Here is a 12,529-nt window from a genome sequence, read left to right on the forward strand (position 1 = left end):
AAAACTTTTATCTTTAACCATCATTAGTGAAGTTTAGGTGTGGTAACTCAAACTTAACTAATCAGGGTGGTTCTTCGGAACTGCCCTTTCTATTTTCTATTCGATAATTTTAGTCGGACAATAGTGATTTTTTGTATTTTTTAAAATACCAAATACACTAAGGCAGGATGCCGTCTGCCCAAATAGCCAGCAACTGCGAAATTCCACCTACCATCAGGCCCATATAAATTTCACCGGGGGTATGATCAGAAACAATAAAGCGGGCCGTGCAAACAATGCCGGCGATGATGAGAGCTATAGACATATAAATAGTATAACTGCCTGCCTGCGTAAAAGAAAGCAGGCCCATAAAAACAACGAGGATGCCCATGGAAATGGCATGCATACTTACTTTCATATAAATATTTATCAGTAGTCCTATGGAAGAAGCGATGAAAATTGCCATTGAAAGCTGAACTACTTCTTTGGAGAACTGGGGTTGATTGCGCAGCACATAGCACATCCAGAAATAGTAAATGCCGCAGGCTATATAAGGAATAATGCGTTCTTTTTGTGTTTTGAGATAGATAGAGTCAAGAAAGCCCAACCCCTTAGCGAGCAATACCGTCACCAATGGGAAAAAACTATACATGAGAAAAAAACGCAAAAGAGTGATTAGTTTTTCGGCTGGTGTGAAAATGCTAAACAAATAGGGTTGCGCATTTACAAGAAACCAGGCAATATAAACAGGTACAAAAAGCGGGTGAAAGACATAAGAAATAATCTTTGCCATTAACCGGATGGCACGATTTTGCGGTTGATAGCCGGTTTCCCGGTATTCCTGTAGTTGGCTGGTTTTGTCCACCATCAATCTTGTACTCATTGAGCCTTAACTTTTTTTGCAAAGTAAATGATTATAAAAAAAGAAACCTTGAGCTTATATTTATGATAAGAAAGAAGAAAAATCCATAATATGAATTGAGTTGGCCGGAGTTTTAGCGATGTAAAACCGATAAACTACATATATGAAAATCATATCCTTCCTTGAAAATCGCTCAGGTGGTCTATTAATGCTTGCCTTCCTGCTCGTCTGCCAAACAGTTTTTGGCCAGTCAAAATACGTGAAGCAATACCAACCCATTGCAGATTCTCTTTCTGCCATCCATGGCATACCTTCTTCAGTAATCCTTGGGGTCGCCATCATTGAATCAGGAGCCGGCAAAAGCCGTAATTGTAAATTGCTGAACAATCATTTTGGGATAAAGGGTAAGAACAATTTAATGAAAACAAAAGGTGTCCGGTCAAGCTATAAGCAATATGCTGATGGCAGAGCTTCTTATATTGCCTTTTGCAAATTGCTGACCAAGCGAAAATTTTATCCCAAACTAAAAGGCAAAATGGACTACAAACTTTGGCTGGATGCAATCAGCAAAAGTGGCTATTCCACAGTACCACAGGAATGGAAAAAGAATATCTCAGCAGCAATCCAAAAACATAAGCTGCATAAGCTGGATGAAAGCTAACAACAAGTAAAAGGCTTGTTTTTATAGTCCCAGTCTTTTCATGATATCAGCATAACGGGGATCTTTTTTGATACCACTGTAAGCAGGATATTCCAGGAAATAGCTTATGGGGCCCATGCGTTTATCCACGCATTGACTGAGGTAATAAAATGTTTTATCATAATCGCCGAGTCCAAACCAAACTCCAGCGAGATCGGCATCAATCACCGAGTTAGGTTCTTCCAGTTGGCGTTGTTCCATTTTCCTGATCACTTCCTTTGCCTCATCAATCATTCCCAGCCGGCCATATGAATAGCCCAACCCCATTAACCCTTTCAGCGGGTGATTGGTAAGCTGGTGTACTTCTTCAAACAAAGGCATCGCTGCTGCCCAATCTCCCCGCATGCCGATGGACCATGCTTTTAGTTCGAGAGCAATGCGCATTTTGGGATTCATCTCAAGCAGCTTATCAGCCTGGCGGATGGCATCATCATAACGTTCGGCAAATGCATACATGCTTCCCAGCGATTGACTGATAACCGGTGACAGCGGGTCCATTTCTTCCGCAATTTCCAATACTGCTACCGCTTTTTGTTTTTGTCCCATTACGATATAATACATCCCCAACAACTCATACGCTTCGATAGCGCCGGGATTTAATTCAATTGCTTTTTGCAACGTAACAAATGCGTCCTGCCATTTCCAGTCATAAAAAAGGTAAGCGCTGGCTTTAGCAATATGACTTTCGGCAAGCGAACTATCCAACTCTAATGCTTTGTCGGCATAGCGATGAACTATTTCAAATGCTTTTTCAGGAAGCATTTGCCCAGTAGAACCGAGATAGCTGTAAGCTGCGGCAGCCATGGCATATGCGTGAGCATAGGCGGGCTCCAGCTCAATAGCCTGTTCAAAACATTCTATTGCCTTACGGCAATCGGCGGGTGTGAGTTTGTTCCAGAAATGAAGTCCTTTTAAATAAAGCGTATAGGCAGTGATGTTTTTAGTCGGGGCTTTTACCAAGTGTTTCGATTGATGCTCACTGGCAGAAAGATTTTCCCGTAGTTTATTCGCAATAATACCACTGATCTCGTCCTGCACCTCGAAAATGTCGGTAAGATTGCGGTCATAATTTTCACTCCAGATATGATAGCCATCAGCCGCATTAATTAGCTGTGCGGTGATGCGAACCCTGTTGCCGGCTTTGCGTACACTTCCTTCCAGCACTTTATCGACATTCAATTGGATCGCAATGTCGCGGATATCGTCATTCTTTCCTTTGAAGGCAAAGGCCGAGGTCCGCGAGGTTACCTGCAGGCCATCCACTCTTGTCAATGCGTTCAACAATTCTTCGGTAATACCATCGCTGAAATATTCGTTTTCCGGATCGGCACTCATATTGACAAAAGGTAATACCGCCAGCCGGTTGCTTGTTTGTTTGGTTTTACCTTTTAATTCATCACGGCGGGGAACCGTGATTCCCCTGTTGGCAATAGCAAAAATGCGAACCGGTTGTTTTATGTTTTTCAATTCAAAATAGCCCAGCTCACGGGTGCTGATGCCATCCTGGTTCTTTATTTCATCATATACTTTTTCTGAAATAAAAATGCCACCCGGCACGCCCATGGATTCGATGCGTGAAGCCAGGTTAACCCCATCGCCGTAGATGGCTTCTTCTTCGATGATGACATCGCCGGTATGAATACCAATGCGCAGGTCTACTTTGGGTTCCTGCTCCTGTAATTGTTGTTGTATTTGTATGGCGCTGCGGACGCTGTCGATGGCGCTGCTGAAAATACTGAGTGAGCCATCGCCATAGTATTGCAATACTTTACCGTTGAAGTCAGCGATGGATGACTCCAGTACTTCTTTGAGCCTTCTGCGTTTCAGGCGGGCCAGTTGCTCGTTCTCCTGCATCAGGGCCGTATAGCCTGTCATATCAGCGAATAATATAGCAGCGAGCTGTCGCATAGTTAAAAATGAAGCTGCAAATTACTGAACAAATGAAGACCGTCCCGGCAATTTCGGTGAATGGAGAATTTTGGGGGTTAAATGAATACGCAAAAGGCTGTCAAAATTATTTTGTGATTATTAAAAGGTGTGACGACAAAGGGTGTGTTTAATTGGATTTGGTATTTTTATAAAATCTTTCAGTCATGAGTCGCAGATTGCAAATACCGGACTTCCTTCGGTACTCATGACAACCATTCAACTTTTTTTATTTTTATCAGTAGCTAAAGAAAACAAACTAACGACAACAGGGGTTGTAGTGGTTGGAGAAATAGTATTAGGGTTGAATGATTTTTTTGACTGGTGGTAAAATTTTAAAAGTATGTTTCAGATTCTGGATAGGATACAATATTCTCTTATATATATGCTTTATAAAACGAGATACTATAAGTCTGGAAAAGGATATATATATAGAGCAAACCAAATAATAACGGTTATTGGAACAATGACTGCTTCATTGCTCTTCTTGGTTTTTACAAATGTAAATTTGAAAAGTTATGCCATGCTAGCGTTTTTCGGTTTAACGTTGGCAATAATTTTTTTCTTTTTTGAAAGAAATATTAGTAAACCGAAATTGATGCAGCATAGGCCTACTTATAAAAAGAGGAGAAAATATTTAATTCCTTTCTATATTTTTTCTGCTATAGTATTAGTTCTTTTTGGGTTTCTTAATTATTGGAGAAGCTAAACAATAAAGCCAGCGCCCGGCACGTGTCCCCCCGTTGTCCGTAGTTTGTCTTAATTCGAAAAGTTGAATAAAAATAAAAAAGCTGAATGGTTGTGCGGAGATTGCATCTCCGCAGCAGCCTCAAAGAGGCTGACAAGCCCGCTGCTGTAAACACATTGTCATTCTTTTCCTGCTTTCTAATGCTGCTGGCTCGCCTTATCTTAGTATAAAAGATAAGCATGAGCGATGGAGGCTATAAAATAAGAAACCAGTCCGCCATTCATTTTATAACCTTTGCCGTTGTAGAATGGGTGGATGTTTTTACAAAAAAAGAATACCGGGATATCGTACTGGAAAGTATCCGGCATTGCCAGAATGAAAGGGGACTATTACTGCATGCATGGTGTATTATGAGCAACCACCTTCACTTAGTCGCTTCTGCAAAAAACAATGATCTAAGCGATATACTTCGGGATTTTAAGAAGTTTACAAGTAAGCAAATAACTACAGCTATTGAGTCCAACCAGCACGAAAGCCGAAGGGACTGGATGTTGCGAATATTCAAAGAAGAAGGCCAAAAGAACAGCCGAAACAGTAACTATCAGTTTTGGCGGCAGGATAATCAGCCACAGGAGTTATATAGTCCTGCTTTCACGTTTCAAAAGATAAATTATCTTCATAATAACCCGGTAGAAGCGGGTATTGTTGAAAAACCGGAATACTATATATACAGCAGTGCAAAGGATTATGTGTTAACAACGAAATGTGGCTTGCTGGATTTAGTATTTTTATAAAACATATTTTCAGTCATGAGTCGCAGACTCATGACAACCATTCAACTTTTTTTATTTTTATCAGCAGCCAAAGAAAACAAACTAAGGACAACGAGGGGATATTGGCGGATAATAACTATGCCATTGCTGTTGGGAATTCCCCTTTTAGAAATTTTATGAATTCAACTGCTGAGGAACGGGGTGAAAATGCTGCAATGACTCAAAGTATTGCAGCCGTTATACATGCTTCTGGAGGAGGTGAGGATTTGAGTAGGGGAGCTACTTTTTGGGATCATAGTGATTTAAGAACTAATTCAAGTCATGAAAAGAGACTTATGGGCTTGCAAGTGAACTATAGTGTTTTAGGTGGATGGGGTCCCAAAACTATAACTCCTCATACAAGTGTTTTAGGAACAACAAATGGTAATTATTTACTCTCAACTCCTGCAACCAGTAGTAGAGCAATAGTAACTTACACATATGAAACTACAAGAGGTATTGGCACGACTGTATTTACCAGAGTTTCAACAGCAGCAAGAGCTGCTGGTCAAAGGGCTTATTAAATAAGAGTACAACAGTTATGAAGGCAAATCCTTTTTTTTCTGTCATATTGTTATGCGTAATGTTAGAAGCCTGTGCATCTAACGATACTACTTTGTATACTTTGAGGGATGTTAACCAATTTGGAGTTCTGCAAAAATCACTTTTATCAAAAGGGTTGACTGGTCTTACAAAAAAAACAAAGGATAATATTGAAATCTATGACATAAAGGTATTTAGTAAAGATATTATCATTGAAATAGACAAAAAACAGAATATTCCTAGCGGTGTCAATTCTATTTTTATTGATGGAAAAAAGTATAAATTGACACCGAAAGATAATATGTACTTATTGATTGACAATCTTTATTTATATAGTTTAAAAATTAATGGTTCAAGCTTTGTTTGTGTTTATAGCGGATATAGTTCATGTAATTCTTATAATTGCAGAAAGGTTAGATTTAATCTATTCAGGATTGATGATTCTTTAGGTGGCATTAAGCAATTTTCATTTGACAATATTTTTGGTGATGTTAACATCTTTGGAGATGTTAACAAAGACGGCAATTTAGACATTCTTTCTACTGCCCTTTCTGATAAAACTTCCAATGCGCCTGCAAATTATTATGATTACATTACTATCACAGTTAAATCGGTTTTAAAAGATAGTTTGAAAGAATTAAAAAATAATAATGGGATTTATTTTATGGATGTAAAGTTCAATCCAGAAAAAAGTGGGGAGGTTAACGAATTTAAATTTAACATTGTGGAAAGTAATTGGTTTAGGAAATAATACCCCGATTTCTCCTGAGTGTTCAGCAAAAGGAAAAGAAAGATGAATAAACCGAACGATAAAAAAGATGAGTGGTTGTGCTTCGTTTGCAACGAAGTATCAGCAGCGCTCCGGCACGTGTCCCACGTGCCGGAGTCTTAATTGGAACAACTATCCTTGCGAATAGTATTCTTCAGCCAGGTATTATAAATTATAGGAGAAGAGTTTTTTTTCTTTTTTAAAGGATTTGGGGAACAGTTTTAAAAATAGCTGGGTCGTGGTGACACGACCCAAGGCGCCGGATAAGTTTGAGCAGATTATTTTATCTGCATTGAAACCGATCCCAGCAAATTCTCTCCATAATACTGCAGTAATTCAAACTGATTAACATTCGCAGGCAAGCTGAAAATAATATCGAAGGTTTTAAAGGAAAAGCCCGGAATAGCTTCTGAATAGAAATTATCAGGAGCAAATTTATCTTCACCAATCTTCACACGGAAATGCCCGGTGCTTATAGCATAACCATATGGGGATTCGCAGACGGCTTTAACAGCTATTGTAAGAACCATCTTACCATTTAATTTTTCAGCTTGTGCATTCAGGATATTGAGTTGAAAAGAGTACGCAGGAGCAACAATTTTTGAGGGCGAGTAAGACACAGATAAAGATTGTGTTGAAGAAGCTTTTTGTTGGTCCAGCCTTTCACTTTCCTGTATTGGTGTTATTTTCTGTTCTGTTTTATTTTTTGTCCGGGGATTAACTGCAAAAACTATTACAATCAGGGCTATTATTCCGCCGGTTAGCAGTAATACACCGTTGGATCTTCTTTTTGGCGACGGAAAAGATTTTTCAACCGGCACATAAGGTTTAGGGTTATGGTAGCCTTCCCGCTGCCTTTGTTCACCAAGCTCTTTAACCAGCTGATCAAATCCTTTGTGATAGTCATTGATAAAATCAACATATTGAAACCTCCCCATGCGAACAGGCACAGTGCATTCAGTCAGCATTACCGGTATCAACCGTTTATTATGATCAATGGCAAAATCAACTTCATCAAGCACATTATTAGAGGCCGCAGATGAGGGTGAGAGAATAACTAAAACGGTGCCGGCCGATTGAAGAGCCTTTTGAATTTCATTATCCCAACGTGTGCCGGCAGGAATATCAAACTGGTCAAACCAGATATTTATTCCTGCTTTGCGGAGATCGGTTGCCAGCTTTGTCGCAAACCCGGAGTCCGCACGACTGTAACTGATGAAGGTTAACAGACCGTCCATAAAAATTGCCGGATGAAAGGTTAGGTAATTAAATTTAAAGAGAAAATCTCAATGATGATTTTCTGCCTTGCTGGTCTAATACCAAAAACCAGCACGCTGTCGATTTCCATGATAAAAACAAATGTATTTTAAGCTGATTTTTTCACATATTCCTTTTGCTTATTCACAACTGCTATCACTCGGTTTTCTGAAACGGGTGTTGATAACCGGGGTTTCTCTCATTATCGGGAATGCCCTAAATTCGGCCGTTGGTGGGGCTGCTCACAAAGCAATACGCAACACCAACGGAGTAAAAAGAATTTGTTATGGTTCACTTTGTCGTTACGACAGTATGGAATATTCCTTATTTTTCATCTCTTCTCAATTATTAAAACCTTACTGTTATGAAAAGAAAGTATTTCCTTACTGCATTCATTCTGACTATTACTGCCATCGCTTTCATAACCCTGACAGCCGGCATCAGCAAAGATTCCCGCTATGGTGGTAAAGACCTGGTGGAAGAACTTTATAATCAGGCAGTAAAGCAAAATGATAACCTCAGAAGTATTGAAGAAGGAGTTGAAAACTTTTACAAGAAAAAAGATGAAGCACTGGAGAAATACAATAGCTATACAAATTATAATACCCGCTATTATTCCGATGCAAAAGCAAATGCTGCTAACATTGCTGATGCCGGCACCAAACAAAGAACCCTTGACCTGATCAGCAAAAGCGAAGCCGGCTATTACAGCAAACTGACCAACTGGCAAAACCAGATTTCCGTCATGAATACACAGGAAAAAGAATTGCGGGGCCTGCATATATTGTTACAGGTAATGATCACAATACCAACCATAGAAAAGTACCAGCAATCATCCCTGCCGGATAACAACAAACTAAAAGAAACCAATGCTGACCTGAAACAACTGATCGAAAAGATAAGAGCGATTACAAATTAAACGCTGAAACGGATTTTGCCGCTGCCGTTATCAGTGCTCATAAAAATAAAGAACGCCCCGGCACGTGTCTCACGTGCCGGAACTTGTACAATAGGTAGCTTTGATCAATGGATGGAGATCTATTTAGGTAGAAGTTGAAGCTTCCCGGTTTCTCAGACAAATAATTTTATTAAAACTTAAGCCCAATCCACATCACCCGGCGATAAACTCGCTACATAATTCTCAGCCTGTGTTTCTCCAATGGCCAACATTTTTTTCATTTCTGCGGGATCGAATATCAGTCCACCGGGTCCGCCGCCCAAAGGCATTGAGGGCTGGATGATATGTATCTTCAACGGTATTTTGTCTTCAAAAGGATTTTCTCTGCCGCGGATAAAAAAATATTTTGCGATATCATCGGCAGAAACACCTTCCCGCTTCATTTTTTTCTTGACGGCATCGATATAGGTGATAGCATCATTGTAAAGCAACGGAATGATGAGATCATTTTTGCCGACATCGGTTGTAAAGATGCCAATGGTTTGCTCCAGTATGGGGAATAAGGTTTTAAACTCCGGCGCATTGCCTGCCTTATCGGTGGAGAGCAAAATGGTAAAGATTTCTTTAGCTTCATTGTCGATCGCCATTTGCACGCCGGCATATTCCCGTACACCACCATCTACAAACTGGTGATCAGGATCGGGATGACCCGGCACCGCCCTGTTGACTTTTACCGGCGTCATAAACACAGGCTGGCAAGCTGAGGCGAGTACGGCCCGGCGAAAATGTTCCGCATTTTCCAGCTTTCTCAATTCATAGTATTTGGAAGGAACAGGATTGGCAGCCGTGGTGAAAACAACCAGCTCTTCCGTTTGCAAACAGGTTGTGTTCAGGTAAATTTCTTTACCGGAGTCAATCAGTTCATCATAAAAATCATTGGTATAAAATTTTTTTATTGTTTCCCACAGGGGTGTTACATCAAATATGGAATCTTTATCCAGCCGGTTACCAATATTGTCCTTGATAACGATGTTTTCAGTCTTTTGGGTGGTGTATAATTTTTCCAGCATTTCGGTTTTGCCTAAAGCAGCCAATGGCACGATCAGTGATCCCGTGCTGGTACCTACCAGCACATCAAAATCTAAATCAAAAGTTGTAACGAGGTATTTATAAACGCCCACTGCAAAAGCTCCCTTGGACCCGCCACCGCTGATGACCAATGCTTTTTTCATGTGTTAATTTTTTTGTTTTTTTTGGTCACATGGAATTCGACATAAAATTTTCATCGGCGGTTGATATAATTTGCCTCGAAAATTTTATGTCTCATTTCATCTGTATTGTTTTTAATGGTAGAAAATAAAGACGAGTAAACCTGCCGTTGAATTATTGATTGAACTCAGGCACTTTGTTTTTTGGCTTGTTAATTCGAAGCCCGATATGTGATTGTATCCACCAACTGTTCAGCTTATAATCCCGTTGAGCGGTGAACAGCAGCATTAGCTTTTGTAACAACTCCAGCCCAATGCCACCACCAATCAGTCTTTGTTTTTCTGTGCCCCAGTTGTGTTCGGCTATTAATTGCAGGTTGCCCAGTCCCGCCAGGTTTTTTAAGTTGAATGATTTTAGTTTAAAGGCAACAGAGGGTCCGAAAAGCCCCGACCATTTTTTATTGCCATACACAACACCTGCATTGGCACCAAGCCGAAGTTTGTGTTGTATTACGGTGATTTGGGGATTAAGGCGAATGCCGCCAACATAGAGGTCCGGTGCCGCATGAAAATTGCTGATAACGCCATTGTCCAGCTTCAGGTAATTAACCCAGCCTTTTCTGAATTCAGTGTCTTCGGGATCTTGTGCATGAAGGGAATTACAAAACAGCAGCAGCACCGGGATCAATAACCGGTAAGTTTGGTTTTGCATAAAAAAGGTTTACCTGATAAATGTAAACCAATTTTTGTCGCTACCAATACTCTAAACCGGGTATCGCCAGCCCTGAGCCTGACGAAGGGAGCTAGACCATCTTATAACTCCTTCCGCAATCTTGCAACAGGAATGTTTAATTGCTCCCGGTATTTGGCAACCGTACGCCGGGCAATATTATATCCTTTTTCCTGTAATAACTCGGTCAGGCGTTCATCGCTCAACGGATGTTTCTTGCTTTCACCTTCGATAAGATTGCTGAGGATCTTCTTTACCTCTCTTGTCGAAACTTCCTCGCCGCTGTCGGTGCTCAATGATTCACTGAAAAAGAATTTTAACCGGTAGGTCCCAAATTCTGTCTGAACAAATTTGCTGTTGGCAACGCGGCTCACGGTAGAAATATCGAGGCCGGTTTTTTCAGCAATATCTTTCAGGATCATCGGCCTCAGGTTGGTTTCATCACCGCTGATAAAAAAATCATGCTGGTGATTCATGATAGCGGTCATCGTGCTGAGCAGTGTATGTTGCCGCTGTTTGATGGCATCGATAAACCATTTGGCCGCATCAATTTTTTGCTTGATAAAAATTACTGCTTCTTTCTGACGCTTATCTTTTTTAGCACCGCGGTCATATTCTTTCATCATGTCACGATAACCTTCACTAATACGAAGTTCAGGAGCATTACGTGAGTTGAGTGTGAGCTCAAGCTTATTATTATTATTGAAAATAAAAAAGTCAGGTACTACATAACTTTCCGCCTTACTCATTCCACCTATATTGCCACCGGGTTTGGGATTGAGCTTGACGATCTGCTGCATTACTTTTTTCAACTGATCCTCATCTATATTTAATCCGCGTTGAATCTTTTCGTAATGCTTCTTGGTAAACTCGTCGAAGTATTTTTTGATGGCCAGTATGGCAATGTCAACATCCTTGCCTTCATTTTTCTGTCGTTGCAATTGCAGCAGCAAACATTCCTGCAGATCACGGGCACCTACACCGGGGGGGTCAAAATTTTGGATGCGCTGGATGATCTGTTCTACTTCCTCTTCCGTGGAAGAAATGTTCTGGCGGAAGGCCAGGTCGTCCACGATGGCCGAGGTTTCCCTTCTGAGGTAGCCATCTTCATCTATGCTTCCTACTATTTGTTCTGCTATTTTATGTTCCTTTTCATCCAGTTTCAATAAACCCAATTGAAGCAATAGTGTCTCGTAAAAACTGGTTTCTGTTTTAAAGGGAACCTGCTTTTGATCTTCCTCCGGGTAATTGTCGTCACGTAATTTATAATCCGCTACGTCATCATCACCATCCTGTACGTATTCACTTACATCTACATTGCCATATTCTTCCTCGCTCCCATTTTTATCATCATATTCCGTATCCTCGCCGTCGGTAAATTCATCCTGCATTTCTTCTTTTTCATCCTCATGTTTCTCTTCGTCCAACTCGAGTGCAGGGTTCTCTTCTAACTCCTCTTTAATTCTTAATTCCAGGTTAGCTGTCGGTACCTGCAACAACTTCATTAGCTGGATTTGCTGAGGTGATAGCTTCTGTAATAATTTCTGTTGTAGTGACTGACTAAGGGCCATAATTATTTATCGAATCTTTTTTAGGGTCGGTTCAGTTTAAAAAAATTCCGCCATTCATCAAAAATCAGGCCGTAAATTTACAAGATAAATGAATAGGAATGCCCGAACGTATTTTTTCTTTTCTTGTTGTGTTGATTTTACTGTGTTGCAGCGACATTTTTGGACAAGAGAAAAATGTGGAAAACTTTTGTAAAAACGCCGCTGTAAAGCCTTTCAGGGAGCGGCCTGCCGGTGATTTAAACCATATTCTAAAATTTTCTAAAAATTATTTTCCTCCATCATACTCACTTCCTAAAGGCAGTACTTACAAATTACCTCAAACAATTGCATTGGCAAAACCTATCTTTTCGCAAAATGCTTTTAATAAAGAAGAACTCAGTTTCTTTTGCCGAAAGGAATGGCAGTTTGAAAAAGCAACATCTGTTCCTTTACGGGTAAGATTAGGCTCATTGGAATACACTAATTAACCCAAGTTGCTAGTTATAGAGAAAAAGGGATGAGCATCAATAAAAGATAATTTTGAGTTACCACACACAAAACTCAATTATCGATGCTCAACGAGGATAAAATTATAAGGATTTACTGT

The 12,529-nt window shown here is 40.2% G+C and carries 12 protein-coding genes; 6 read left to right on the top strand and 6 right to left on the bottom strand.

All coding sequences use genetic code 11. The features are described 5' to 3' along the window. Window positions 1-157 precede the first annotated feature (157 nt). Entirely contained in the window at window positions 158-862 is a 705-nt protein-coding gene (locus P2W73_RS25900) for a hypothetical protein (protein ID WP_276505012.1), read from the bottom strand. A gap of 142 nt (window positions 863-1,004) precedes the next feature. Here P2W73_RS25900 and P2W73_RS25905 point away from each other — a divergent pair, with 142 nt between their 5' ends. Further along, entirely contained in the window at window positions 1,005-1,502 is a 498-nt protein-coding gene (locus P2W73_RS25905; protein ID WP_276505013.1) for a glucosaminidase domain-containing protein, read from the top strand. Window positions 1,503-1,523: 21 nt separating this feature from the next. Here P2W73_RS25905 and P2W73_RS25910 read toward each other — a convergent pair whose 3' ends face one another. Next, complete coding sequence (locus P2W73_RS25910) at window positions 1,524-3,449, bottom strand: adenylate/guanylate cyclase domain-containing protein (RefSeq protein WP_276505014.1); 1,926 nt, start codon at window positions 3,447-3,449, stop codon at window positions 1,524-1,526. A gap of 945 nt (window positions 3,450-4,394) precedes the next feature. On the opposite strand from P2W73_RS25910, the gene P2W73_RS25915 reads away from it, so the two are divergent. From P2W73_RS25915 to P2W73_RS25925, 3 genes are read left to right on the top strand one after another with little or no spacing between them, the layout of a single operon-like run. Further along, window positions 4,395-4,949, top strand: coding sequence for an REP-associated tyrosine transposase (locus P2W73_RS25915; RefSeq protein ID WP_276505015.1), 555 nt, complete (start codon window positions 4,395-4,397; stop codon window positions 4,947-4,949). Continuing rightward, window positions 4,919-5,491 (top strand): hypothetical protein, encoded by a 573-nt coding sequence (locus P2W73_RS25920; RefSeq protein ID WP_276505016.1) that lies wholly within the window; start codon window positions 4,919-4,921, stop codon window positions 5,489-5,491. The genes P2W73_RS25915 and P2W73_RS25920 overlap by 31 nt, the downstream gene beginning before the upstream one ends. Before the next feature lie 17 nt (window positions 5,492-5,508). After that, window positions 5,509-6,261 (top strand): hypothetical protein, encoded by a 753-nt coding sequence (locus tag P2W73_RS25925; RefSeq protein WP_276505017.1) that lies wholly within the window; start codon window positions 5,509-5,511, stop codon window positions 6,259-6,261. A gap of 296 nt (window positions 6,262-6,557) precedes the next feature. Here P2W73_RS25925 and P2W73_RS25930 read toward each other — a convergent pair whose 3' ends face one another. Next, window positions 6,558-7,517, bottom strand: a complete 960-nt coding sequence (locus tag P2W73_RS25930; protein WP_276505018.1) for a toll/interleukin-1 receptor domain-containing protein — start codon at window positions 7,515-7,517, stop codon at window positions 6,558-6,560. A 383-nt stretch (window positions 7,518-7,900) separates the two neighbouring features. Here P2W73_RS25930 and P2W73_RS25935 point away from each other — a divergent pair, with 383 nt between their 5' ends. After that, the gene (locus P2W73_RS25935; RefSeq protein ID WP_276505019.1) at window positions 7,901-8,455 is read left to right on the top strand and encodes a hypothetical protein; all 555 of its coding nucleotides are present in this window, start codon (window positions 7,901-7,903) and stop codon (window positions 8,453-8,455) included. Between the two features lie 176 nt (window positions 8,456-8,631). On the opposite strand, the gene P2W73_RS25940 is transcribed toward P2W73_RS25935, so the two are convergent. The 3 genes from P2W73_RS25940 to rpoN form a co-directional block, all read right to left on the bottom strand. Then, the gene (locus tag P2W73_RS25940) at window positions 8,632-9,666 is read right to left on the bottom strand and encodes a patatin-like phospholipase family protein (RefSeq protein WP_276505020.1); all 1,035 of its coding nucleotides are present in this window, start codon (window positions 9,664-9,666) and stop codon (window positions 8,632-8,634) included. 151 nt (window positions 9,667-9,817) lie between these two features. Continuing rightward, window positions 9,818-10,354, bottom strand: coding sequence for a hypothetical protein (locus P2W73_RS25945; protein ID WP_276505021.1), 537 nt, complete (start codon window positions 10,352-10,354; stop codon window positions 9,818-9,820). 101 nt (window positions 10,355-10,455) lie between these two features. Continuing rightward, on the bottom strand, window positions 10,456-11,943 hold the full coding sequence (gene rpoN / locus P2W73_RS25950; protein WP_276505022.1) for an RNA polymerase factor sigma-54: 1,488 nt from the start codon (window positions 11,941-11,943) through the stop codon (window positions 10,456-10,458). Between the two features lie 98 nt (window positions 11,944-12,041). Between rpoN and P2W73_RS25955 the strand changes: the two genes are divergently transcribed. Then, window positions 12,042-12,410 (top strand): hypothetical protein, encoded by a 369-nt coding sequence (locus tag P2W73_RS25955; RefSeq protein WP_276505023.1) that lies wholly within the window; start codon window positions 12,042-12,044, stop codon window positions 12,408-12,410. The last annotated feature ends 119 nt before the right edge of the window (window positions 12,411-12,529 follow it).

The sequence above is a fragment of the Terrimonas pollutisoli genome, assembly GCF_029360765.1.
Classification (GTDB): Bacteria; Bacteroidota; Bacteroidia; order Chitinophagales; family Chitinophagaceae; genus Terrimonas_B; species Terrimonas_B pollutisoli.